The 24,558-nt window shown below is 40.4% G+C and carries 22 protein-coding genes and 8 pseudogenes; 17 read left to right on the forward strand and 13 right to left on the reverse strand.

All coding sequences use genetic code 11. From position 1 onward, the window contains the following. The first annotated feature begins 15 nt into the window (after positions 1-15). A pseudogene (locus tag JCM19033_RS09045) lies at positions 16-1,624 on the forward strand (long-chain fatty acid--CoA ligase). 26 nt (positions 1,625-1,650) lie between these two features. Next, positions 1,651-3,198: a fatty acid--CoA ligase gene (locus JCM19033_RS09050; RefSeq protein ID WP_054636073.1), complete on the forward strand. Its 1,548-nt coding sequence runs from the start codon at positions 1,651-1,653 to the stop codon at positions 3,196-3,198. A 49-nt stretch (positions 3,199-3,247) separates the two neighbouring features. On the opposite strand, the pseudogene JCM19033_RS09055 reads toward JCM19033_RS09050, so the two are convergent. Continuing rightward, positions 3,248-4,254, reverse strand: a pseudogene (locus JCM19033_RS09055) (LLM class flavin-dependent oxidoreductase). Positions 4,255-4,468: 214 nt separating this feature from the next. On the opposite strand from JCM19033_RS09055, the gene JCM19033_RS09060 reads away from it, so the two are divergent. The 3 genes and pseudogenes from JCM19033_RS09060 (at position 4,469) to JCM19033_RS22110 (ending at position 6,377) form a co-directional block, all read left to right on the forward strand. Next, positions 4,469-5,059: a molybdopterin-dependent oxidoreductase gene (locus tag JCM19033_RS09060; RefSeq protein WP_054636074.1), complete on the forward strand. Its 591-nt coding sequence runs from the start codon at positions 4,469-4,471 to the stop codon at positions 5,057-5,059. 161 nt (positions 5,060-5,220) lie between these two features. Further along, positions 5,221-6,083 (forward strand): annotated as a pseudogene (locus JCM19033_RS09065) (5'-3' exonuclease H3TH domain-containing protein). A gap of 117 nt (positions 6,084-6,200) precedes the next feature. Then, a complete protein-coding gene (locus JCM19033_RS22110; RefSeq protein WP_083465356.1) occupies positions 6,201-6,377 on the forward strand; it encodes a CsbD family protein in 177 nt (58 codons plus the stop codon). Positions 6,378-6,405: 28 nt separating this feature from the next. On the opposite strand, the pseudogene JCM19033_RS22115 reads toward JCM19033_RS22110, so the two are convergent. Together JCM19033_RS22115 and JCM19033_RS23375 are read right to left on the reverse strand one after the other, a co-directional pair. Further along, positions 6,406-6,570 (reverse strand): annotated as a pseudogene (locus JCM19033_RS22115) (DUF2584 family protein); the annotation flags it as partial. A gap of 314 nt (positions 6,571-6,884) precedes the next feature. Continuing rightward, positions 6,885-7,055: a hypothetical protein gene (locus JCM19033_RS23375; RefSeq protein ID WP_157049817.1), complete on the reverse strand. Its 171-nt coding sequence runs from the start codon at positions 7,053-7,055 to the stop codon at positions 6,885-6,887. 258 nt (positions 7,056-7,313) lie between these two features. Here JCM19033_RS23375 and JCM19033_RS27360 point away from each other — a divergent pair, with 258 nt between their 5' ends. Then, positions 7,314-7,676 carry a cation-transporting P-type ATPase gene (locus JCM19033_RS27360; RefSeq protein ID WP_306301289.1) on the forward strand — a complete coding sequence of 121 codons (363 nt, stop codon included), beginning with the start codon at positions 7,314-7,316 and terminating at the stop codon, positions 7,674-7,676. Continuing rightward, positions 7,664-9,940 carry an HAD-IC family P-type ATPase gene (locus tag JCM19033_RS09070; protein ID WP_306301290.1) on the forward strand — a complete coding sequence of 759 codons (2,277 nt, stop codon included), beginning with the start codon at positions 7,664-7,666 and terminating at the stop codon, positions 9,938-9,940. Before JCM19033_RS27360 ends, JCM19033_RS09070 begins: the two co-directional genes overlap by 13 nt. Positions 9,941-10,234: 294 nt before the next feature. Here the strand turns inward: JCM19033_RS09070 and JCM19033_RS09080 are convergent, their stop codons facing one another. After that, positions 10,235-10,531 (reverse strand): hypothetical protein, encoded by a 297-nt coding sequence (locus tag JCM19033_RS09080; RefSeq protein WP_054636076.1) that lies wholly within the window; start codon positions 10,529-10,531, stop codon positions 10,235-10,237. Positions 10,532-10,719: 188 nt separating this feature from the next. Between JCM19033_RS09080 and JCM19033_RS23380 the strand changes: the two genes are divergently transcribed. From JCM19033_RS23380 to JCM19033_RS09095, 4 genes are all read left to right on the forward strand, one after another. Then, positions 10,720-10,863, forward strand: coding sequence for a hypothetical protein (locus JCM19033_RS23380; protein ID WP_157049818.1), 144 nt, complete (start codon positions 10,720-10,722; stop codon positions 10,861-10,863). 228 nt (positions 10,864-11,091) lie between these two features. After that, on the forward strand, positions 11,092-11,670 hold the full coding sequence (locus tag JCM19033_RS25475) for a hypothetical protein (RefSeq protein WP_269758097.1): 579 nt from the start codon (positions 11,092-11,094) through the stop codon (positions 11,668-11,670). Further along, the gene (locus tag JCM19033_RS28110; protein WP_054636078.1) at positions 11,661-11,846 is read left to right on the forward strand and encodes a CPBP family intramembrane metalloprotease; all 186 of its coding nucleotides are present in this window, start codon (positions 11,661-11,663) and stop codon (positions 11,844-11,846) included. The genes JCM19033_RS25475 and JCM19033_RS28110 overlap by 10 nt, the downstream gene beginning before the upstream one ends. Before the next feature lie 130 nt (positions 11,847-11,976). Then, positions 11,977-13,314, forward strand: coding sequence for an amidohydrolase (locus tag JCM19033_RS09095; RefSeq protein WP_054636079.1), 1,338 nt, complete (start codon positions 11,977-11,979; stop codon positions 13,312-13,314). A 156-nt stretch (positions 13,315-13,470) separates the two neighbouring features. Here the strand turns inward: JCM19033_RS09095 and JCM19033_RS09100 are convergent, their stop codons facing one another. The 3 genes from JCM19033_RS09100 to JCM19033_RS24220 are packed head-to-tail and all read right to left on the reverse strand — an operon-like array spanning position 13,471 to position 14,683. Next, entirely contained in the window at positions 13,471-14,100 is a 630-nt protein-coding gene (locus JCM19033_RS09100; protein ID WP_054636080.1) for a YARHG domain-containing protein, read from the reverse strand. Then, entirely contained in the window at positions 14,094-14,330 is a 237-nt protein-coding gene (locus tag JCM19033_RS09105; RefSeq protein ID WP_054636081.1) for a hypothetical protein, read from the reverse strand. The genes JCM19033_RS09100 and JCM19033_RS09105 overlap by 7 nt, the downstream gene beginning before the upstream one ends. Before the next feature lie 8 nt (positions 14,331-14,338). After that, on the reverse strand, positions 14,339-14,683 hold the full coding sequence (locus tag JCM19033_RS24220) for a hypothetical protein (protein WP_054636082.1): 345 nt from the start codon (positions 14,681-14,683) through the stop codon (positions 14,339-14,341). 207 nt (positions 14,684-14,890) lie between these two features. On the opposite strand from JCM19033_RS24220, the gene JCM19033_RS09115 reads away from it, so the two are divergent. The 3 genes and pseudogenes from JCM19033_RS09115 to JCM19033_RS09120 all read left to right on the forward strand — a co-directional run. Further along, on the forward strand, positions 14,891-15,229 hold the full coding sequence (locus tag JCM19033_RS09115; RefSeq protein WP_198153462.1) for a n-acetylglutamate synthase: 339 nt from the start codon (positions 14,891-14,893) through the stop codon (positions 15,227-15,229). A gap of 182 nt (positions 15,230-15,411) precedes the next feature. Further along, on the forward strand, positions 15,412-15,651 hold the full coding sequence (locus tag JCM19033_RS28115; RefSeq protein ID WP_198153463.1) for a TIGR04104 family putative zinc finger protein: 240 nt from the start codon (positions 15,412-15,414) through the stop codon (positions 15,649-15,651). Between the two features lie 262 nt (positions 15,652-15,913). Beyond that, positions 15,914-16,378, forward strand: a pseudogene (locus tag JCM19033_RS09120) (EamA family transporter); the annotation flags it as partial. Positions 16,379-16,855: 477 nt separating this feature from the next. Here the strand turns inward: JCM19033_RS09120 and JCM19033_RS09130 are convergent. Both JCM19033_RS09130 and JCM19033_RS09135 read right to left on the reverse strand, forming a co-directional pair. Then, a pseudogene (locus JCM19033_RS09130) lies at positions 16,856-18,338 on the reverse strand (DHA2 family efflux MFS transporter permease subunit). 58 nt (positions 18,339-18,396) lie between these two features. Beyond that, on the reverse strand, positions 18,397-18,984 hold the full coding sequence (locus JCM19033_RS09135) for a TetR/AcrR family transcriptional regulator (RefSeq protein WP_054636085.1): 588 nt from the start codon (positions 18,982-18,984) through the stop codon (positions 18,397-18,399). Positions 18,985-19,247: 263 nt separating this feature from the next. Between JCM19033_RS09135 and JCM19033_RS09140 the strand changes: the two genes are divergently transcribed. Further along, positions 19,248-19,838 (forward strand): pyridoxamine 5'-phosphate oxidase family protein, encoded by a 591-nt coding sequence (locus JCM19033_RS09140; RefSeq protein WP_054636129.1) that lies wholly within the window; start codon positions 19,248-19,250, stop codon positions 19,836-19,838. Between the two features lie 92 nt (positions 19,839-19,930). Here the strand turns inward: JCM19033_RS09140 and JCM19033_RS27365 are convergent, their stop codons facing one another. The 4 genes from JCM19033_RS27365 to JCM19033_RS09150 all read right to left on the reverse strand — a co-directional run bounded on the left by JCM19033_RS27365 (position 19,931) and on the right by JCM19033_RS09150 (position 22,207). Next, positions 19,931-20,350: a hypothetical protein gene (locus JCM19033_RS27365; RefSeq protein ID WP_306301291.1), complete on the reverse strand. Its 420-nt coding sequence runs from the start codon at positions 20,348-20,350 to the stop codon at positions 19,931-19,933. Then, positions 20,350-21,327: a lyase family protein gene (locus JCM19033_RS09145; RefSeq protein ID WP_306301292.1), complete on the reverse strand. Its 978-nt coding sequence runs from the start codon at positions 21,325-21,327 to the stop codon at positions 20,350-20,352. The genes JCM19033_RS27365 and JCM19033_RS09145 overlap by 1 nt, the downstream gene beginning before the upstream one ends. 59 nt (positions 21,328-21,386) lie before the next feature. Beyond that, positions 21,387-21,557 carry a hypothetical protein gene (locus JCM19033_RS24225; RefSeq protein WP_198153464.1) on the reverse strand — a complete coding sequence of 57 codons (171 nt, stop codon included), beginning with the start codon at positions 21,555-21,557 and terminating at the stop codon, positions 21,387-21,389. 212 nt (positions 21,558-21,769) lie between these two features. Next, a complete protein-coding gene (locus JCM19033_RS09150) occupies positions 21,770-22,207 on the reverse strand; it encodes a hypothetical protein (protein WP_054636086.1) in 438 nt (145 codons plus the stop codon). Positions 22,208-22,591: 384 nt separating this feature from the next. On the opposite strand from JCM19033_RS09150, the pseudogene JCM19033_RS09155 reads away from it, so the two are divergent. Together JCM19033_RS09155 and fabG are read left to right on the forward strand one after the other, a co-directional pair. Then, positions 22,592-23,768: pseudogene (locus JCM19033_RS09155) on the forward strand (acyl-CoA dehydrogenase family protein). Positions 23,769-23,785: 17 nt separating this feature from the next. Next, a pseudogene (fabG, locus tag JCM19033_RS09160) lies at positions 23,786-24,549 on the forward strand (3-oxoacyl-ACP reductase FabG). Positions 24,550-24,558 lie beyond the last annotated feature (9 nt).

Below are 24,558 nucleotides of genomic sequence, written 5' to 3' on the forward strand. Positions count from 1 at the left end.
AATGGAGGGATTCTTATGATGAATGTACCTTTGCTCATTCCTAATATGATAGAAAGAGCAGAAACTTATTTTCCGAAAAAGGAAGTCGTTTCAAGGACAAGCTCTGGCATACAACGTTTCACTTACGCTCAAATAGGGGAGCGGACAAGGCGATTATCCATGCTCTTCAAAAGCTTGGGGTAGAAAAAGGAGATCGTGTAGCTACGTTTGGCTGGAATGACAACCGCCACCTGGAGGCCTACTTTGCCATCCCGGGATTAGGTGCAGTTCTTCATACCATTAACATCCGGCTTTCACCTGAGCATATCATCTACATTGTCGATCATGCCAAAGATAAAGTTCTTCTTATTGATGAAACTCTGCTGCCTTTGATTGAAAAAGTGAAAGATGAATTAAACAGTGTACAGGCTTTTATTGTGATGAGTGATAATGGCCTGCCAGAGACCTCATTACCGAATGCTTACTCTTATGAACAGCTTTTGGAAGAAGCTGATCCCTCCTTTCAATTCAGAAAAGACATAGATGAAAACGCCAATGCCGGGCTTTGCTATACATCCGCTACTACCGGAAAGCCTAAAGGTGTGATGTACAGTCACCGGGGCATCGTGCTCCATAGCTTTGCTTTAGGCCTGGCAGATACAGCTGCTCTTTCCGAGGGTGACCGTATGCTCCTGTTGTTCCGATGTTTCATGCGAACGCGTGGGGACTTCCGTTTGCAGCTGTTTGGTACGGTACCTCCCAAGTCCTGCCAGGACCACAGTTTACCCCTAAGCTGCTGGCAGAACTAATCCAGGACGAAAAGGTTACGATTACTGCGGGAGTTCCTACCATCTGGCTGGGACTTTTAAAAGAAATGGAGACAGGAAACTACGATACCAGTTCTTTACGGGCGGTGTTATGCGGAGGCTCAGCTGCTCCTCCGTCCATGATCGAAGCGTTTGAACGCAAATATAACGTTCCTTTCTTGCATGCTTATGGCATGACTGAAACGAGCCCGCTTGTAAGTGTTTCCACTCTCAAAAGCTATCAGGACAGCCTGACATCGGACGAAAAGATGGAGATCCGGTCAAAACAAGGACTCGTGGTTCCAGGACTTGAGATATCCGTCGTCGGTGTGAATGGAGAGGTAGAAAAAAACGGCGAAGAAATGGGAGAGCTTAGAATTAGAGGTCCATGGATTGCTGATGAATATTACAATGATGAGCGAAGCAAAGAGGCCTTTAAAGACGGCTGGCTTTATACAGGGGATGTAGCCACTCTTGATGAAGAAGGCAATATAAAACTGGTAGATCGAACAAAGGATTTAATCAAAAGTGGAGGGGAATGGATCTCTTCTGTAGATTTGGAGAATGCTCTCATGGCTCACGAAGAAGTATTTGAAGCTGCTGTCATTGCAGTACCCCATCCTGAATGGCAGGAACGGCCACTTGCATGTGTAGTGTTACATGACCCTTCTAATAGCAGTGTCTCTAAAGAAGAGTTATTTGATTTTCTAAAACCTCAATTCGCGAAATGGTGGCTTCCGGAAGATATCGTCTTTTTAAAGGAAATTCCTAAAACTTCCGTTGGGAAATTTTTAAAACGAGCTCTCCGGGATGAACTTCAGGAGCATTATCAAGCATAAAAATCGAGAAAAGAGGAGGGACCTTGATGACTATGACGCTGAGAGACATGTTCGAGCAAGCGGTGCTGAAAAACCCTGAAAAAGAAGGACTTTATGATGTTCGGTTAAATAAACGCTGGACCTTTAGAGAATGGGATCATGATGTGAATCGTCTTGCAAACGCTTTTCTATCTGCAGGAGTGAAAAAAGGGGACCGAGTGTCTGTTTTCATGTTTAACACCAGCGAGTTTGTCACTGCATTGTTTGCCTGCACAAAAATAGGTGCTGTCTTTAATCCTATTAACTTTCGCCTGATGACAAAAGAAGTAGAGTTTATTATTAAGGATGCTTCCCCTAAAGTTTTTCTTTTTGAAAAGGCAGTTGAAGAACAGGTTATGCCGCTTGCCAAGGTATTTCCTTCTGTTTCATTTTGGTCCATTGAAAAAGAAGTTCCTGAATTTGCGTCCTCCTACTATAAAAAGATGGAACAAGAAAATGATCGTCGGCCTTCTGTTTTGCTGTCAGAAGAAGATACGTATGCATTGATGTATACAAGCGGAACGACGGGTCAACCAAAGGGCGTTGTACACCGTCACCGGGACATGATGGATCAAAGTCTGGTAATGCTTGCATCCTTGCGTCTTACACCGAAGGATAAAGGCTTGACCGTTGCACCGCTGTTTCATTGCGCTGAACTGCACTGTGCTTTTTTCCCGCGGCTGCACCTTGGATGTACCAATGTTCTCCTTCATCATTTCGATCCAAAAAAGGTACTGGACGTAACAGAAGAGGAAGAGATCACGACCATGTTTGCTGCCCCTACGATGTGGAACATGCTTCTCCAAGAAGACTTGGCTAACCGGACCCCGTCTTCCTTAAGGCAAGGCTTATATGGAGGAGCACCCATGGCACCTGCTCTTGTGAAAAAAGTGGCTGAGCAGTTTAAGGCGGATCTTATCCAAGCCTATGGCATGACAGAAATGGGACCTGCGATCACCTGCCTATTTGAATACGAACAGCTTTCAAAAGCAGGATCTGCAGGAAAGGCGCTGATCAATCACGATATAAGAGTGGTAAGGACCAGAGAAAACGGACCGTCTGAGCCAGATGACATTCTCGAACCAGGAGAATTAGGAGAAATTATAGTTAAAGGTCCCAGCATGATGGTGGAGTATTATAACCGGCCTGAAGCTACTGAGGAAGCCTTGTACAAAGGATGGTACCATTCAGGAGATATAGGTTACTTTGATAAAGACGGCTACCTTTATGTGAGTGACAGAGTTAAGGATATGATTATCAGCGGTGGAGAAAACATCTACTCCAGAGAAGTGGAGGATGCTTTATTTGAACATCCAGGTGTCCTGGATGTAGCGGTTATTGGGGAGCCCGATGAAAAATGGGGAGAAAGAGTTGTTGCCCTGATTGTGAAAAAAGAAGAATCCCTACAGGAGGATGAACTAGATCAATTTTGCAAAGAAAGTAACAGGCTGGCAAACTATAAACGCCCTCGCCGCTACGAGTTTGTTAATGAGCTTCCTCGAAATGCGAGCGGAAAATTACAGAAATTCAAATTAAGAGAACAGGTTAAGCAATAAGAAAAAGGAGGCCACATCATGGTCTCCTTTTTCTATTCTATGGTGTAATTTATTTTTGCTTCATGATTTCAGCTATGATCTCATAAGATCGAAGCCTTGCTTTATGGTCATAAATTTGAGTGTTTACCATAACCTCATCTGCCTGCGTGTCATCCAGGAACCTCTGTAGCTGTCCTTTCACCGTCTCAGGACTGCCAAAAATTGAGCTTCCTAATTGCTGCTCTAAGGCATTCTTTTCCTGCTCTGTCCAAATCTCATCCATGTTTTCAACAGGTGGCTGAAGAGGCTGTTCAGTATTTCTGACCAGATTTAAAAATTGCTGCTGCAACGTTGTTCCTAAATATTCTGCTTCTGCATCCGTCTCCGCAGCAACAATGTTCAGCGCAACCATCGCATACGGTTCATCGAGGACCTCTGATGGCTGGAAGCTTTGATGATACATCCGAAGAGCAGGAATCGTATTGGCCGGCGAAAAATGGCTGGCAAAGGAAAAAGGAAGGCCCAGTTGTCCTGCAAGCTGAGCACTAAATCCGCTGGATCCAAGCAGCCAAATCGGAATATCAAGCCCTTGACCAGGGATCGCGCGAACCGGCGCTTTTTGGGATGGAGAAGCAGCAAAATATGCTCTCAACTCCTCAAGCTGTTCCGGAAAATCATGTCCGCTGCTACGAAGGTTACGGCGTAAAGCCTGGGCAGTTAGTCCATCAGTACCCGGTGCCCGGCCAAGTCCAAGATCAATTCGTCCGGGATGCAGGGATTCAAGAGTACCAAATTGTTCAGCAATCACAAGCGGGGCATGATTTGGAAGCATAATTCCTCCAGAACCTACACGAATGGTTGAGGTAGCTGCTGCTACATGCCCGATAAGTACAGATGTAGCAGAACTGCCGATAAAGGGCATATTATGATGTTCAGCCATCCAATATCTTTGGTATCCCCAATTTTCAGCATGCTGTGCCAGATCTACTGTTTTTTAAACGACTCTGCCGCTGTTTCCCCTTCAATAATGGGAGAAAGATCAAGCACGGAAAAAGGGATAGATCCTATATTTGTCATAAATTTCAACTACTTTCTGTTCAATGTAAGGATAAGGATTACTTCATCCTAGAGGACATTTTATCAACAAAATTTGATGATCAAAAGTAAAACGATTTGTTCGTTTTCAAACTCACTTATAGCTTTCCTCACACGCCTTGCGTTGATTCATATGGGCAGGTACGATAAAAATAACTGAAATGCACTGCTTATATAAAATAAAGGAGGAGTAAGAATGGAGAAACCTTTGCCGCCAGGGCAGTTTGAAACGAAAAATTGGCCTATATTACATCAGGGGGATGTCTATAGATTTAATGAAAACGAGTGGAGTTTTGAGTTGTTCGGGGAAGTGAAAGAGAACGTTTCTCTCTCATTTCAGGAGGTTATGAAGCTGCCCAAAGTGACATCAACGATCGATATGCATTGTGTAACGACTTGGTCAAAATTCAATACTGCTTTTGAGGGGATTCCCTTACGGAACTTTCTTGAATTAGTTACGCCGAATGAAGATGTGGAATTTGTTAAGATATATGGGTATTACAATGGAGATCGTTTTGGCTATTCAGCTAACCTGCCATTAAAGGACCTTTTAGGGGATGATGCCCTGTTTGTATACCGCTGGAAAGATGAAGGAGGAGAGTGGCAGGATATAAGTCCAAAGCATGGATACCCCCTTCGTTTTATTCCACCTGAAACGTTCTATTTATGGAAGGGATCAAAATGGGTGTCCGGCATTCGATTTATGAAAGAAGACGAGGAAGGATTTTGGGAAGAGCTTGGGTATTCAATGACGGCAAATCCCTTTAAAGAAGAAAGGTATCAATAGCATCATTTAGGAAGTGATGATGAGGTAAGAATTTGCAAATTCAAGAACTGAGAATAAAGATTTGCCAGGAGTACATAAGTTTGATTTTCCATCCTTTATAAACTACTTTCTTCTTTTCTTGAAACGCGTTATGATACGAAAGGAAGAAGGATGGTGAAATAATGAAACAAGATCATGTACTCCTTGTAGATGGCATGGCTTTGTTGTTTAGAGGTTTTTTTGCAACTTCAGTTTACGGAAATTATATGTATAATCATAAAGGGCAGCCAACAAATGGGGTTAACGGATTTACAAAATACTTTTTACATGCAGTGGAGACTTTTCTGCCCACTCATATTATTTGCTGCTGGGATATGGGAAGCCAGACGTTTCGTACAAGGCTGTTTCCTGAATACAAAGCCAATCGAGCCGAGCCTCCTGTAGAACTGCTGCCCCAATTTGACATGGCAAAGCAAGTTATGGAAGGCTTTGAAGTTCCTAATATTGGTGTGAAAGACTATGAGGCAGATGACTGTATAGGAACTCTTGCAACCCAGCTCGCACCAGAGCGCAAAGTATCAATCCTTACCGGGGATCAAGATATGCTTCAGCTTGTAGATGACAATATCCACGTGGTTATTATGAAAAAAGGCAGAGGAAATTACCAGCTATTTGATTTAGATACTCTGGAAGAAGTGAAAGGCTGTACTCCAGGACAGATTGTTGAAATGAAAGGTTTGATGGGGGATTCAAGTGACAACTATCCAGGTGTAAAAGGAATAGGGGAAAAACAGCCTTAAAGCTTTTGAAAGAATATGAATCTATTGATCAACTAATAGATAAATTAGATGAGCTTCCCTCAGGGATTAGAAGAAAGATAGAAAGTGACAGACAAATGTTATATTTATCAAGAGAGCTGGCAGAAATACGTACTGATGTGCCGATAGAGGCTCCGATTGACACATCCGTCTGGAATCCTCCTAATGAAAAAGCTTCCCAAGTATTGGGTGAATTAGGTTTGAAAATTCCACTATTAAAAATCTGACATTCTTTCATAGGGCCCTGAACTGGGCTCTTTTTTTGAAGTGAAAAAAGAGGTCTGGATTAAGGTTTCAAACAAACTCAAAGAGGTAATGGAAGAGAAAAAGGAGGTATGTATATTATGGCTAATAATAGTGCTTCAGATAAGTTCAAGAGCGGGGTAAGCAAGGCTAAAGGCGAAATTAAAGACCAGGTGGGAAATGCAACCGACGATAAAGACATGCAAAGAGACGGAAAAAAAGACAAAGTCAAAGGTGAATTCCAGGAAAACGTAGGGAAAGCAAAAGATAACAGATAAAAAGAAGCGAGTAACAGCTCGCTTCTTTTTAATTGACGCCAAGCAGTTTAACTAACGAAAAGGTTAGTATGGTTTGGTTATTCTCCCATTCAAGCTTATTAATTTTCCCAATAGCATAGGCTCTGCCATCCTCTGATTTTTTAACTTGAATCTCTTCATCCATTGGATAAATGCCGTAGCCTTCCTCAATTACTTTATAAGAATCGCCCTGACCCGTACTTCTTTATGATTGGTGATAAGAACCTGAGGGATGTAAAACTGAGTATGCATATATGTTCCTCCTCTATCAATGTCAGTCTTACTTATGTAATACTTCCTGGCTTTGTAAAATTCCTTCTTGCATAGTTGTATTTAATGGAAATTAGTGAAATTTAAATGAAGGGCCAGAAGTGCCCCTTGTATCTGCACACAGAGAAAGCAGCTTTTTATATTTTACTAGTTAGCTGCTCTCTTTGTTATATGTTGTAACCTTTTATAAAACATCATGGTCATATTGTTGGATTCGTCTTAGGAGTTCAGCTGGATCAGTTTTTCCTTCGTCATATTCGATTCTAATCTCGCCCTCTTCAACTTCAACCAGGTCCTATCCACACCTTCCAGCCCCAGCATTTCTTTTTGGAACTTTTCTATGGTTTCTTCACTTGACCTTTTGTTTATTTGAATGGTCAATTGTTTCATTTAATCACCTCCTCCTCTTTAATCCTTTCATTTATATACCCAGTATCCTTCACACCTATTCTGAACTCTCATGAAGTAACCCTTAGTATGGTAAAAATTTTAATAAGACTCTTCCTTTATTTCCTGCTTAGATTTCCTGTACTCCTTTGTTTTGCTTTCAGAGTGATGGACGTCACAGAGAATAAATTTTCATTGCTTTACAATAAGCAGTGAGGACCCATATCCAGACAAGACAATGTAACCAAAAGGGGTGGGAATATGGAGGAGCAATACAGAACTCAAAGGTGGCATGATAAACATGTAAATCGGGTACTTCAGGATTTGGACACGGACATTACTGAAGGTCTTTCCAAAGCAGAAGTTGAAGTCAGAAAAGAGACGTATGGGAGCAATGAACTTCCAGCTGGGAAACAGGAGTCGTTGTTTAAAAAGTTTGCAAAGCAATTTAATGACATATTAATTTATATCTTGTTAACGGCAGCTGTTGTAACGCTTGTTCTTGGTCATTACATTGATACAGCTGTAATTGTTATGGTGGCAGTGATTAACGCTGTATCGGCTACTTTCAGGAGAGCAAAGCCGAAAAAGCCCTTCAAGGAATTCGAAACATGCTCTCACTAAAGGCAAACGTAATTAGAGAAAGAAAGACTTTGGAAATAGACTCAAAGGATCTAATTCCTGGAGATATGGTAAAACTCCAAACCGGCGACAAGATTCCAGCAGACCTTCGATTAGTCTCCTGTGAGAATTTAAAAATTGAAGAATCTCCACTGACAGGGGAGTCAACAGCCGTAGAAAAATCTTCTGAAACACTGCCCGAGGATACCGTTCTCGGAGACAGGGTAAATATGGCCTTTTCCGGAACGTCTGTTGCTTCTGGAACAGGAACAGGAATTGTGACAGCAATAGGTAAGGATACTGAATTAGGCAAAATCAATAAATCTCTCACTGAGGTGGAAACAACACAGACACCTCTTCTTCAGCAAACTGCAAGATTTGGCAAAGGGGTGGCCTATGTCATTGCTGGATTATCAGTATTCATCTACCTGTTTGGTCTCTTGTTTAGAGATTACGGTGCCGGAGAGCTGCTTCTTGCGATTATTGGCCTGGCTGTAGCAGCGATTCCAGAAGGCCTTCCTGCCATTATTTCAATTATCTTATCTATTGGTGTACAAAACATGGCAGGACGCAAAGCGATTGTAAGAAATCTCCCTTCCGTAGAGACACTAGGTGCAGTTTCTGTGATCTGTTCAGATAAAACAGGGACTTTGACAAAAAACGAAATGACAGTTACCAGCATTGTAACCAGCCGAAACGACTATGAGGTAAGCGGAGTTGGGTACTCTCCAAAAGGGGAAATAACATGTGCCAGGGGTTCGGCTGATCACACTCATACTAGCGAGGAGCTGTATTCGTTTCTAACCTGTGTTACAACATGTAATGAAGCAAGCTTATCTCAAGACGAAAACGACCAGTGGGTGATAAACGGTGATCCTACTGAAGGATGCTTACTTACAGTTTCTGAAAAAGCTGAGGACATTATAAACAAACTACCCGTTTTATCCAAAATCCCATTTGATTCAGAATACAAATACATGGCTGTTCTCGCCGAGGATAAAGGAGAGAAAATTATTTTCATCAAAGGTGCTCCCGACCGTCTTTTTGGTATGGCTGAAAAGAACAGTAATGAATTTAACCGCTTATTTTGGGAGAACAAGGTGAAAGAAAAAGCAAAGCTTGGACAGCGGGTCATCGGTGCCGCTGTAAAAAGAGTTCCGAAAGATACTAAAGTCATCACTCACGCAGATCTTGAAGAAGGCATTGTCATGGTGGGTCTTGCCGGTATTATAGACCCGCCAAGAGAAGAGGCGATCGAGGCAATAAAAGAATGTAAGAAAGCAGGCATAACTGTAAAAATGATCACGGGCGATCATAAAGATACTGCCATGGCAATTGGCATGCAAATGGGTCTTGGTGATGGAGAGCTTGCCCTTGAAGGAAAGGAGATAGACAGTTTATCTGATGAAGAGCTTGCTGACACAGTCTTGACGTATGATATTTTTGCTCGTACGAGTCCAGAAAACAAGTTGCGACTTGTTAAAGCTCTTCAGGAAAAAGGACAGATTTGTGCAATGACGGGTGATGGAGTCAATGACGCTCCGGCTTTAAAAAGAGCAGATATTGGAGTGGCAATGGGGATCAAAGGAACGGAAGTAGCAAAGGATGCTTCGGAAATGGTACTGGTGGATGATAATTTCAAAACTATTATTGATGCAGTCGAAGAAGGAAGAAGAGTGTATGATAATTTAAAAAAGACCATTCTTTTTATACTGCCGACAAACGGAGCCCAAGCTTTTCTCATTATAGCAAGTATCTTATTTGGAACGATGATGCCTTTAACCCCTGTTCAGATTTTGTGGGTAAACATGGTTATCGCAGTAACGGTTTCTTTAGCCCTGGCTTTTGAAAAGGTTGAAAGAGGAGCCATGCGCAGACCGCCAAGAGAACTGCATACTCCGCTTCTCAGTCAGTATTATATTTTCCGTATCATATTTGTAGCCTTGCTCATAGGAGGATCTACCTTAGTATATAATTCATATCTCATGGAAAACGGCTACTCTCAGCAATTTGTAAACAGTGTAACTTTGCATACTATAGTAATCCTTCAGTTGTTCCATTTATTTAACTGCAGAAGTGAAAGGGATTTTGCCTTAACCAAGGACTTCTTTGCCAATAAGGCTGCCTTCCTTGTTTCTGGTATTCTAGTTATGCTGCAAATAGCTATTTTATATGTTCCCTTTATGAATACTATTTTCGGAACTGTTCCCATCGGTATATCTTTCTGGGTGATCCCCTGCTTAATAGGGCTGGTGTGTTCCTCGTAGTAGAGGGAGAGAAATTTATAACGAAGAAACTAAGCATGAGAAGAGGAAAGCAGGCAGACTCCACTCGAGATGAGACTAATTTTAAAAAAGCAAGTTAAATCGGATAAAGAGAAGAGCCCTCGTCATCAGGTGAGAGCTCTTTTTTGGGTTTTAGTATTCTATTGGTTGATTGGTCAAAGGTTCACTCGCATGTACCAAAAAGGCACAAGGTTTCAGCTAACCGGGGAAGATCACCCGATGGACCGTTAGCGATGGCTTTTCCCGAAGCGTCTCGTGATTTTTAACTATCAACGACTATTTTCTTTTTTTAATTTCTTCACTTACGACAAAAGCGAGGTCATCATTGCCAAAGAGAGAAAGCACCCCTAACACAGTGTCATCCGGAATATCACCCGCCTCTTCCTTTGGCACTGTCAATGAAATACCATTGAGTAATGCCGGGTTTTCTCCTTGATCAGGATAAGCCTGCTTGTAAAGCTGTGCTGGATCAAGATCATTATTAATACACCACTGAGCAAACACGAGAACCATCATATTCTCATCCTGTTGAAAGTTGCTTATAATTTTTTCTTCCATGTCTTTTTGATTCATAAGGGACTCCTTTTTGCTATGAGTTGACACCATTATAACAAGTTCCTAACCTGAACAATATCTTTTAGCCTCTAGTAAAAAGAAGATTTATTGAGAGGGGGAGAAGGAAGTTGAGGTTTCCTCTTTCACTGATATAATAAATGGAGAGATTTTAAGAGTATAAAAGAAAGTTTGAAAAGAGTGATATCATGGAATTACTTGTTTTAATTTTAATTATTATCCTCATAGCCGCTGTCGCTCCAAAATTAGTTCGCGGGATCTTTAGAGGGTGCGGATGTGTGATATTTTTAATCCTTGTCAACGTTGCTTTATTTACCTTAGGAATTCTTTAAAAAAGTGGTTCACCTTCTCATAACACAAGGTTGTGAGAAGGTTTTTTTCTTCTACTTAATGTTTTTCTGTTTCCTGCATAAGAATAAAAGAGAAGGAAAAAATTGAGTAATCTTGAAACATCGCGGAGGACTCTATCGTAGAGCAAAAAGAACACCAAGCTATATCAAGATAAGGGGGCCATCTATGTGAAAAAAAGGAAACCGTGGAGGTCTTTTTTTATTTTTTTAATGTTAGGAACTATAGGCTGCTTAAGCCTCTACCCTGTAACTCTTACGTTAATAGAACAACAGCTTCAAGGATTAGGAATTGATCTGGGTGGAATTCCTATTGAAGTGGTTGCTTTTTTAAGCCTGATTAACCCTTGGATTCTGACTCTTATTGCCATATGTATCGGCCATTTCCTTGCAGAAAGGGCCGGACTTACTTCGTTTATTTACAACAGGGATGTGTACTCTATTCCTTTTTGGAATTCGTTTAAACCAACACTGACAATCGGCATTGGCAGCGGAGCTGTAGTTGGTGGAGTTCTGATGTTAGGTGATTTATTATTCCAGCCTTGGCTGCCTCAATCCTTACAACCCACGTTTGAATTCCCCGGCTTGTTACATACTCTTTCTGGTATCTTATATGGTGGAATTGTTGAAGAAATAATGATGCGTTGGGGATTGATGTCTCTCCTTGTGTTTCTTTTATGGAAAATAGCCGCCCGAAAAAAGAAAGACCATCTCCCCCAATCTATTGGAGTGCAATTATTATTTCTTCTTTCGTATTTGCTATCGGCCATTACGGAGCTACTATGGCGGTAGCTCATGAAATGACTGCGGTTGTATTTCTGAGAATGATGTTGTTAAATGGAGCAGGGGGCTTGGTTTTTGGCTGGCTTTTTTGGAAAAAAGGGCTGGAGACCGCAATAACTGCCCATATGATGACTCATGTAACAATAGGTGTGGTGTCATTTATTGCTGCCATGTTCATCCGTTAAGTTTATTCATTATTTAAAGCTTTCAATGGTGCTGTTATAAGAGGGTGGGACCATACGCTGAATTCCGACCATAATTTATGCAGAAGCTGGAGTTTCAATAGATATAAGGATAAGTAAAGGGGGGGTACACATGGATAGCATAGTAAGAAGTAATATAGACAAATGGGTTAATGAGATTCATCCTTCCATGATTAAATGGCGAAGAAGGTTTCATCAGCATCCGGAAACAGGGTGGACAGAGTACATAACAACCTATGAAATTGCAAAGAATCTGGAACCACTGGGCTTTCGTTTATTTATCGGGGAAGAAGCAATTCTTTCAGAAGCAAGAATGGGAGTTCCCAATGAAGAAGAGCTCATCACGGCAGATGAAAGGGCTGGCGCTTACGGAATATGTGATGAGTTTCTTGAGAAGGTAAAAGGCGGACACACTGGGGTTGTAGCAAAAATTGACAGTGGAAAACCTGGTCCTCATTTTGCTTTTCGCTTTGACATTGATGCTCTCCCCGTCTTTGAAGATGAGCAGGCTTCTCATTTTCCATACGAAAAGGGATTTAGCTCAAAAGAAAGGGGAAAGATGCACGCCTGTGCCCACGATGGCCACACGTCTATCGGACTTGCCTTTGCCCATTTTTTATCAACACATTTGGATAAATTAAGGGGCAGTTTTACACTATTGTTTCAGCCCGCGGAAGAAGGCAGCCGCGGAGCGAAAGCAATGGTTGAAAAAGGATGGCTCGATCATGCAGATTGGTTTATCTGCGGACATATTGGGATTAAAGACCTTACGATTGGCCAGCTTGCAGCTACAACAACTGATTTTCTGGCGACCACAAAATTTGACGTTTCGTTTTCTGGAACTGCTTCTCACGCCGGGGCAAAACCAGAGGAAGGAAGAAACGCTCTTCTGGCCGCTGCTGCCTGTGCCCAGCACCTTCATGCCATCTCACGTCATTCCGAGGGAACAACTCGTTTAAACGTAGGAACTTTACATGCTGGCACTGGAAGAAACATCATACCTGACAGGGCTGTGTTAACTGGTGAAACAAGAGGGGAAACCAACGTGTTAAACAGGTATATGTATGAGGAAGCAGAGCGTATTGTAAAAGCTTCGGCTTCCCTTTACGGGGTAAATTCAGCCATTTCCATTGTTGGAGAAGGAATCTCTGCTGAATGCGATGAGGACTTTGTTTCCATTATCGAAAAGGCTGCAGACCAATCGAAATGGTTAGAGAAACCAATGAAACAGATCTCAGCTGGTGCCTCTGAAGATGCTACTCATATGATAAAAAGAGTTCAGGAATCAGGAGGAAAAGCAACCTACATGATATTTGGCACGCCCCTTGCAGCAGGCCATCATCATCCTTCCTTTGACTATGATGAAGATGTTCTGCTGACTGGTTTATCAGCTTTGATTTATACAACTCTTCAAATATTGGAGGAAGGGCAGGGAGAAAAGGAAGCCTAAGAAGAATGACAAAATAGTGCAGATACTTCATTAAAAACTGGGTGAGAGAAATACGGCAGCTTTCGCCAGACGATCCCTTGGGAAAGTTGCGTTTTAGTAGGTATTACGAGTAGCTTAAAGCTTTTTCAGCACCTCTTTGATTTTTTCACCTGTAAACTATTCTAATGATTTTATTAAATGGACATTTTGCTTCTCTATAGAGTTTAAACTTCCGTTGTAAAATCGGTTTGGTACATACCAGCTTTTTGAAGAAAAGTACTGCCTTAAGTCCTTTGAATTGAAAACATACCCGTTTCGTGCATAGATTTCATTGCGGGCGATTCGTAACTGGTCTTTTGTTAACCCACGTAATTCTGCAGATGATATTAGCCGGAAATGGCTGTCAGGAAAAATAAATTCATTGCTCGAAAGATATACTGGTGTTTCTATAGTTACGATCTCTTTTTCGGCTAGTTCCTCTTTCTCATCAATGAATAAGGAAGCACTGGTTTCTTTATTAATGACTATAGGTTCACTAGTGACGATCTGACCAGAAATTTCTTTTTGACCGTAAATTTCAAGAGATCCATCTCCAGGCACTGGGCCAAACTTGGAGGTGCCATTTATAACCACGCCGGTATCTTTACCGTTTGCAAATAGTTTCACGTTTTTCTGATTACTAGTGACTTCTATAAAATTTCCGGTAACATCTAGTTCAATTGTTTTTTCCCCTTCATCAGAAAACAGCTCAATATGCTGTGAGTCATGGACAGTAACAAATTCTTCCTCATTAATTGCTTCTAGCACATATAATCCTGGCAGAAAAGGCCAAATTCTTTTTCAGCAGAAGCTGATACAGGGCCATTGATTTCTTTGTCATTCAATAAAAGGCTGGTCTTTTCTCCTTCTATTGTGGCTTTTATAAAAAACGACTTCGGATGAATAACATAGACCTTGGAGAACAAACCTTTGTCTTCTTCCTCAAGTGAAAAAAGAAAGTTCTCACCCTTTACATTTTCCGCCAGTTGCTGTGTCATTTCATGTTCTATTTTTTCATAGGCTGATGGGTGCTCCTGCAAAAGCGAGAATAAGGCTTTATACTATCTTCATCAATCATCATTCTGCTATCTTTTGCCTTTACATATTTTAATACATTACTCGGTTCCTGTTCCTGCAAACCACTAAGAAAAGTCCTGACAACTTCTTCTTTACTTGTCTGAAGCATAAAGTGCATACTCATAAGACCTCCGACTATTGTAACCAATGCTGTAAGTAGTACATAAAACGTTAGTGATTTTGTTCTGTTTGCATTTTTCGTTCTTTTTTCTTTTATTTTCTCTCGAAATCTCTTTCCCGCAAGAAGGGCAAAAAGTATTATCTCCTGCCTCATCTCCGCAATGACTACAGTATTTCATCCCTTCCCCCCTCCCGTTAGATAACCCACTTTTAACCTATTTGTTCCGTTCATTGAATATGTAACTTATCTTTTAAGACAAAGGTCTAACGTGTTGAGTATTAAAATTTTTCCTGTATTCCATGCAATCCTGAACAAAAATATGTTACTTTTCACTAATCAATACCAAAAGGAGTGAAGGAATTGATAAATTATAATGGTCGAACGTTTGTATCTGTTTCGAATACGGAAAATGGAGAGGTTTCTTCGCTAACCCGTTTCAGCTACCATCAGAAAAATAATATCCTTACCGCGGAGTACGGCGGGGGAGAAATCCAAGAAGGACGATTAATAGGAGTAGTTAAAGAAGATGGCACTCTCTTATTTAGATATAGTCATATAAATGAATCCAATGAACTTCGCAGCGGTGAATGTGTTTCAACGCCAATGGAAATGGAAAACGGCAAATTAAGACTTCATGAAAAATGGAAATGGCTCGATCAGGATCAATCTGAAGGAGAATCCATAGTAGAGGAAGAGTGAAAAGTAGAGTCACCAAAGCAGTGATGTTGATTTGAAAAAGCCCCTGTTAAACAAAGAGAAGTCGTTAGCAGTTGAGTCTCAATTTTAATGTACATAAGTTAACGGGAAGTTATGCTCAGGAAGAATTTGATAAAACGTTTTTTCTGAATTATCCGTTACTAAATAATTAGGAAGTGTTAAAAGTGTTAAAATGCACTCATTGTAATGCTTCGTTTAAGTGGAGTAAAACCTTAAAAGGGAATTGGATGTTTAGTACAATTCAATGTAATAAATGCGGAAAAAAGTCTAAGATAACTTACTTTTCAAGGTTAATAATAGTAGCTTTAACAGTAGTACCTCTTTTAATTTTTGGTTTGTTTTTGTCTCCATTCGAAAATGTCCTTATTACAATTATTGTAGCTATTTTAGTGGCTCACTGCTAACTCCATATTTAGTAAAATATAAGACAATTGAGTAGTAACGAGAAAATCAAAAGCAGAGATCAACTCAGCTTTTGATTTATTTTCATTTTCTGAGCCACTGGGGTACTCATATTTAAAAAAAGTCATTGGAAGGATTCGCATATGTATGGTATAGCTAGTAAGAGAAACATGCAAAACACTTACTTAATAGGCACTTTATTTTTAATAGGGTCAGCGGTTTTAACATCCATAAACCAAGTTTTTTTATGCCAGCCAAGTCCAAACTATTAGCCCATTTACTTTTACTTTTATTAGTTTTCTTATTACTGCTGTTTTTTTTATTGTCATTTCTAAAAAGAAGGGTGGAAATGTAAAAAAATTAGATAGTCAAAGTAAGAAAAACTTTATTTATTTGAACTTAAGTACCGCGCTAGCTTTTATGAGCTTTTTTTATGCTCTTAAGTATGTAGAACCAGCAATTGTTAGTGCTATTGAAATGGGTGTGGGCCCAATGTTTGCCTTAGTTTTGGCCAAGGCAGCAACACCTAAAGTGAAAACTCTTCGTTTAGATTCAACTGTTGCGGCGGGAACCCTGGCAGGGAGTCTTTTGCTTGTATGGGCAACCTTCACGGGGAGATCAGGGTTAAATTTTGTACCTTCTTCAGAATTTATTTTTGGAGTAGCTGCTTCTTTACTATGTGGGTTTGGAGCGGTTTTGGCTGCTGATTATTCAAAAAACTTAGTGTAAAAGGGTGGGGTTCTTCTTACATTCTAGCCCACAGATTTTACTTTATTATAGTAGCATCCTTATTTTTATCAATTCTAGAAGGTGATTTAGGGGCTCACTTGTCAAATCACTTGTTATGGATAGTTATCGTAAGTGTTTTGGGGGTTCTTTTGCCATTATATATGCTCCAGGTTGGAATCAAACATTGTGATACTTTTTTTGTTATGGTTTCAATTGCTTTTGTACCGATTTTTACATTTGTATTTCAGTTGTTAGATCCTCGAATAGCTTGGTCTAATACTACACTTATTGGTATATCAATTCTAACTTTTTTTGCTTTATTGAGTGTCTTTCTTAAAAATAAAAGGTGAGTGCATTCTATGAAGGCATGTTTAATTTATACCTAAGAACCATAACTATTAGATTTTTAAGGAAATATATAAGTCCACAAAAAAGAGGGTAAAACCAAAGTTCTCATATTGGTTCACCCTCTTTTTGCTAGCTATTACTTAACTCATTTATCGATACCTCTTCTTCAGGGGGATTCGTTCTTTTAATAAATAAAGAAAGAATAAACCCAACAATGGCAAATAAGAGCGCGACAGTAAATGCCAGTTGAACTCCTGCTGTCATGGCTTCCGCTTCCAGGCTCCCTCCACCTTGCACAGGATTTTCCATATAATTCATGGTCCCGGCACTCATAATACTAATAAATAAAGCAATTCCGACAGCACCTCCGACTTGGGTCAGAGTGTTTAAAATTGCAGTTCCATGAGGATAATACTCTCTTGGCAGCTGGTTCAAACCGTTTGTTTGTCCAGGCATCATAATCATTGAAACAGCGATCATTAAGAGAGAATGCAAAATGATAAAAGTAGTCAGGCTGGTCGAGGTGGTTACATTAGTAAATTGCCAAACCACAATCATCAAGAGAGCTGTCCCTGGAATTAAAAGAATTCTTGGACCAAATCTGTCGAATAGCCGTCCAGCGACGGGTGACATTAATCCATTTAATACTCCTCCTGGAAGAAGGGCTAACCCTGCTACAAATGCACTTAACAGAAGGCCGCTTTGTAGAAACATTGGCAGGATAATCATGGTAGAAAACATTGACATCATGACAATGATTAATAAAACAGTTGTCAATGAAAACATAGGTGATTTAAAAGCACGGACATTAAGCATGGGTTCTTTTAACTTCAGCTGTCTAATAACAAATACAGCAAGTGACACGAACCCTGTGATGATCGATAGGTATACCTGAGGGCTGGCCAGGCCGGCATGACCTTCACCTGCACTGCTGAAGCCAAAAACAATCCCTCCAAACCCAAGTTGATAGAATAATTGATAGTGGATCCACCTTCGGCCTCGTTAGAATAGAAACATTCTTTAAGAACAAAGCAGCAAAGGCAAGTGAAAACAAAGCGAAAGGGATAACGATAAAAAACAGCCATCGCCAGTTAAACGCCTCAACAATAACGCCTGACAAAGTAGGACCGATCGCTGGGGCAAACATAATAACAAGGCCAACCATCCCCATTGCTCCGCCTCTTTTTTCAGGAGGAAAGATTAATAGAATCGTATTCATCATCACTGGAAGAAGGAGGCCTGTCCCACTCGCCTGAATAAGTCTGCCAACAAGAAGAATCTCAAAGGAGGGGGCAAATCCGCATATTACAGTTCCTAAAGTAAATAGACTCATAGCTCCCAAAAATATTTGTCTTGTTGTAAACCAGCCACTTAATAAAGCCGTAATGGGAACTAATATACCTACCACAAGCATAAACCCTGTGGTTAACCATTGAATAGTATTAGCTGTCACACCAAATTCCGAAATTAAATCTGTCAGTGCAACATTTAGTAATGTTTCATTTAAAATGGCGAAGAATCCGCCAATAATTAAGGAAAGCATGATGGGAGCTTTTTTAATCTCTTGAGGGACCCCCACTTCTTTCTTAGCTGTCAAAGAACCAGCCTCCATGTTATTACCTCCAATCTAGTTAGACCAGTCTATATAATTAAGGACTGAGTGTGATTTATTATATAGAATCAACGTTATGCAATAAGCTTGGAATTTGCTCAGCAATCACTTCAAAAGGAAGCGAAGAATCCTTAGCTGCTGAAAGGGTAACGGCTCCTTCGAGCATCATAATGATCAGTAAGCTCTTATCTGCCGCATCTTTATGCTCCATCCCTGCAGAGATCAACTTCATTTTAAAAATTTCCTGCCATTCTTCGTACGTTTGCTGGCAAATAACACGTAAAGGCTCGCTCATTTGGGACGTTTCAAGAGCAAGCAATCCAATAGGAAGGGGTTCTTCTTCATTTTCTTTGCGGTTCATTATATATTCTTTAAACCCTATAAAAAATGCTTGAATAGCAACCGCCGCATCGGGATGAGAGTGAAGAGTTTCTTTTACAGCAGCGCTTGCTTTGTCTTTAGTAATACGGACTGCTTCCACTGCCAGTTCCTCTTTCCCATTGGGGAAATAGTGATAAAGAGAACCTTTGGGAGCTCCGCTTTCTTTAATAATTTGATTTAAGCCTGTTGCGTGGTAGCCCTGCTCTCTAAAAAGCCGGGCTGCTGTATTTAGAATCTTACATTTGGGAGTGTCTTTTGTACTCATTGATGAGGGCCTCCATTATAACGATTGGTCTACTTAAGATACTATACAAGAAATAAAAACAAATGCATAGGTAAATCACCTATCAACTTCCTGAAATAAAAGAAAATAAAACAAAATGGTATATATTGTCCCAATTTGTAAGGGAATCTACCAAACTTTTTGTATGATATAAGAATATTGTAATAATTTAAAAACAAGATCATGTTATGATATTTTAAAAGCTTATCTAGGGGTGAAATCCATTGGCCCAATCGAAAGAATTCATGAATATTGTAGAAACCGAAGAAGAACTCAGGTCGATTATCGGTGTTCCTCACGAGGCGGTGGAAAAAAAAGTTATTACCTCCTTGGATGCTCACTGCTCACAATTTATTTCAAAATCTCCCTTTCTAGTTATTTCTTCCTCCGATAAATTCGGTTTTTCTGATATCTCTCCTCGTGGTGACGGGCCCGGCTTTGTTTTCATCCGAGATGAAAACAATGTAATCATCCCCGAAAGGCCCGGCAACAGAAGAGTGGATACACTCAGAAATATTCTTGCACAACCGCAAGTAGGCCTGCTCTTTTTTATTCCCGGACTAGGAGAAACCCTTAGAGTCCATGGTCGGGCGACACTTATAACTGACCAGGACATCCTTGAGGAAATGGCTGTAAATGGAAAAAAGCCCTTGTTAGGCATCAACGTTGAAGTAGAAGAATGTTTTGTGCATTGTGCCAAAGCGTTTAAGCGTTCAGGCTTGTGGAATCCTTCTACGTGGGAAACCGTTGATGATCTGCCTCCTGCGGCAAAGATGATAGCAGACCATATGAAGCTTCCCAATATTGATACTGAATTGGAAGATCAAAAAGCATGAAGTAAGTTAAAGACAAATCATACGATGAAAAAGGGAGTGCGTCCTTTGTTGCAGCTCCCTTTGTTTCTGTATAATGTTGAAGGATACCTAAATTAAACAAATTTTTTCGGATCTAACGCCTCTGCTGCTTCCTGTGAATACAACCCCAATTCCTCTAACACTTCCTTAATAGTCTTGTTCTGCTCATCTGCCTGCATGCCAATTTGTGAAGCCATATCATACCCCATACTAGGACTCAGACCGGTAACAAAAGAAAGACTCGACATCATCCAGTTTCGGCAATTTTCTTCCTTTGCTTCAATACCATATACACATTTAGAAACCAGTGTATGAATCCCATTTGAAAGCAGTTCAATGGATTCAAGAAGGGAATAAGCCATAAAAGGCATCATGACATTGATCTCTAATTGTCCGGCTGTCCCTGCCGCAGCCATAGCAGCTTCATTTCCAATTATGCGGCAGCATATCATATGAACCATTTCCAGAATCGCCGGGTTTACTTTTCCGGGCATTATGGTTGAACCAGGCTGAACGGGGGAAGACTGATTTCAGCTAATCCAGTTCTCGGTCCAGAGCTTAGAAGGCGTAAGTCACTTGTAATTTTGATTAAATGGACGGCAAGTTCTTTTAAAACGGACATCATTCGCAGGGCAGCATTTCTGTTTTGCATGAAACTAAACATTTCAACAGGCTGTCGAAACGGATAGTTGATTCGACTATTTATTTCTTGGATGACCGTTTGAGGATAATCTGGATGTGTATTAATAACCGTACCTATCGCATTTCCACCTAAGCCAATTTCATAGAAAGGGTCTAGGGAGGCTTTTATATTTTCATACACAAACCGGATCGTATCCGTATAACCAGCAAATTCCTGTCCAAGTTTCATTGGTACGGCATCATGCAAGTGAGTACGACCAGACTTTATTATTGAATTAAATTCCTCAGACTTCACGTTAAGTTCCTTTACTAACCGTTCAATGGCCGGGAGAAGCTGCTCGCTTATATTTTCAACGGTCGCTATGTGCAAGGCAGAAGGGAAGGTATCATTAGTGGACTGAGACATATTAACGTGGTTATGAGGATGAACCCGAAAATCGTTAGCTGAAGGGTCTAATGAACTCCCTAACAGTTCAGTTGCTCTATTTCCAATAATCTCGTTCACATTCATGTTTTGTGACGTTCCGGCTCCAGCCTGGTAAACATCCACAATAAATTGATGATCCCATTTTCCTTCAATCACTTCTTCTGCCGCCTGAACAATCACTCTACCTATGTTATCAGGCAACTCGCCAAGCTTCATATTTGCTTGGGCAGCGCTCGCTTTAATAATACCTTGAGCTCGAATAAAAGAACGAGGAAGCGTGATTCCGCTTATTTGGAAATTATCAGCTGCCCTTTGTGTTTGAGAACCATAATAAGCATAAGCAGGTACTTTTACTTCTCCTAATGTATCTTTTTCAATACGAAATTGTCCTGTGGATGACATCTTTATCTCCCATCTTCCTACATTGTTCTTTACAAAAGAGGACATATAAAAGAGATCGGTTACTGCCCTCCTTGTGGTTTGACGTCCTTTTCTTCTTGACCTATCGATTCCATCCCTATTTCTTCTTGTACACTTAACTGGACTTTCTTTTCTGTAAGGTCCTTATTTTTAAAATGTAGATCAGGCTGAATATTGTTATTTCTGCTGGCTTGTTTATTCCAATCGCTCAAGAGTGGCACCTCCAACATCATTTGTTCCCTAGTATTTGTTAAGAAGAGAGGGATTATAACCTTTGTATCTCGTTTGGAGAAGGGCATAAGGCTCCGATGGAGCATCAGCAAGACAAGAGAGGAGGTATTTTTATAATTCCATTACAAAAAAGAGAGCCTATTCAAACGAATAAGGGACTCTCATAGTAAGGTGTCAAAAGGGTTCAATTTTTTTAATCACGACTTATTAATTTTTTAATGGATTTCTTGTTTTCATTTAATTTAACTTTTCCGTCCTCTTGTTCATCAATGACAACTATATCTTTAGCCTTAAGTTGTCTGCTCACATTTTCTACATGAGAGTAGGATTTTGCTTCCACATCCTCAATAATCTTTTTGTATTCAAGTTCTCTCCTTTGAAGAATTTCAATCTCCTTTTCCAGTTCTTTCGCTCTTTGGATTAATTCTTCTTTTTCCTGGTCATTTTGAGTGAAACTTGCCTTTTTATATAACTGATTTGTCTCCGCCGTTAATCTTCCTTTATCGGCTTCTTTTTTATCTTCAAATTTATGCTTTAACTTGGTCATTATAAAGGTGATCAGTTCTTTTCCGTATATTTCCAGTATGCTTTTAAGAACGGGCATAAGCAAACGGATGAAGATTCTCTTCATAATAAATCCCTCCCCTTTGATTGATTCCCTCTCTGTTTGTTCAGCAACCTTTTTATTTTGTTTCTTCTATTCGTACTCTCCAGCTTTCAAAATAAAAACCCATTAATTCACTATTGAATTAACTGATTCATTTTTAAATCGAAGAAATGGGCTCTAGTAGCGTTGTTTGATTCATAAATGAATTATGGAATGAATGCTTATAGTTGATAAGGAATGATCTTTAAGCCGAAATAGCGTGATTAACAAGCATTTCAGCTGCTTTTTAACGACCCCTCTACGTTGGCACAAATCTTGCTTATTAAGTAGGTACCGCGATTAGCTCCCAGTTAACCTGCAAAATAGTTTGTGGCGGAAAATATTTTCAATGTATAAGGAGTGATTCCCGTGCACTTAAGACTAAATGACGAACAAAAGATGGTCCAAGAAACGATCCGGAAGTTTGTGGAAAAAGAATTAATTCCACTAGAAAATGAAGTCCTGCGAAATGAGAGAGAAGGAAAACCGAGTCTCCCTGAAGAAAAACAAACAGAGCTGCAGTTAAAGGCGAAACAAGCAGGATTTTGGGGAATCAACACTCCAGCTGAGTATGGTGGTGCAGAGCTTGGGCAGATGATGCAGGCCATTGTGTCCATGGAAGTTTCTAAAACCTTTGTCCCTTTTAGGTTTGGGGGGTCTGCTGATAACATCCTGTACTACGGAAATGAAGAACAAAAAGAAAAATATCTCCTCCCAACGATAAACGGAGAGAAAAAATCCTGTTTTGCCATTACAGAACCAGGAGCGGGATCTGATACAAGAAATATAAAAATGACCGCTGTAAAGGACGGAGATGAATGGGTCCTCAATGGGGAAAAAACATTTATCACCGGAGGAAACGAAGCGGATTTTGTTATGGTTATTGCCATTACAGATAAAGAAAAGCACAGAACAACAGGAAGAGAAGGGGTAACTTGTTTTATTGTGGATCGGGAAATGGGCTGGATCTCTGAGTATATAGACACCATGGGAGGAATGGGGACCAGCTGGGTTAGTGTTTGATAACGTAAGAGTACCTGAAGAAAATATCTTAGGAGAACTGCACGGAGGGTATAATCTGGGGTTAGAATGGATTGGTTTCGCGCGCTGGATTGTTGGCGCCCGGGCTGTTGGGGCCGCTGAAAGGCTGCTGCAAATGGCAATTGATTATGCAAACGAAAGAGAAACGTTTGGCCGGCCGATCGCAGACAGACAGGCTATTCAATGGCAGATTGCTGATTCAGCTGTTGAAATCGAGGCAGCAAGATGGCTGGTGTTAAATGCAGCTTTTACAATGGATCAAGGAGAAGATAATCGCCATTTAGCATCTATGGCTAAGCTGTACGGGGCAAATATGGGGAACAATGTAGTAGACCGTGTTCTTCAGATTCATGGAGGAATGGGTTATACAAGAGAACTGCCAATTGAGCGCTGGTACAGGGAAGCAAGGCTTTGGAGAATATACGATGGGACAGATGAGATACAGCGTTTGATTCTTTCTAGAAATCTATTAAAAGGACACGTAAAGGTAGGTCAATATATTTAAAAGATGGGGGATTTATTATGAGCGGGAGATTTGAAGGAAGAACTGCTTTGATCACAGGAGGGAGCAGAGGAATAGGCAAAGCTATTGCTAAACAACTTGCCGAGGAAGGGGCAAATATAGCACTTCTTGATGTGAATGAAGAGGCGCTTAACGAAGCGAAAAAAGATTTCGAAAATTCTGATCTTAATGTGATTACAAGTCAAGCGAATGTAGTAAACAGCCAGGATGTACAATCAGCTGTGGATGAAGCTGTAGAAGCCTTTGGTTCTCTTGATATTCTTGTAAACAATGCAGGTATTATAAGGGACAATTTGCTGTTTAAAATGTCTGATGATGATTGGGAACAGGTCATTGATGTCCATTTAAAAGGATCTTTTAATGCTGCCCGGTCAGTTCAAAAATACATGGTTGACCAGAAATTTGGTCGAATAATAAACATTTCTTCCACATCAGCCTTAGGAAACAGGGGACAGGCGAATTACTCAACAGTGAAGGCGGGACTTCAAGGATTTACGAAAACTCTCGCTTTGGAATTAGGGAAATTCGGGATCACTTCCAATGCAGTGGCCCCAGGGATTATTGAAACCGAAATGACGAAAGCAACAGCTGAGCGTGTAGGTATACCATTTGAACAATTTATTGAAGCAAGAGCAAATGAAATACCTGTGAAAAGAAGTGGACAGCCAGAAGATATCGCTAATGCTGTAGCTTTTTTGCCGACGAGAAATCTTCCTTTGTCAATGGCCAGGTTATGTATGTAGCAGGCAGCCCAAAAGCCTAGTTAAGATAA

This window comes from Thalassobacillus sp. C254 (assembly GCF_001310615.1).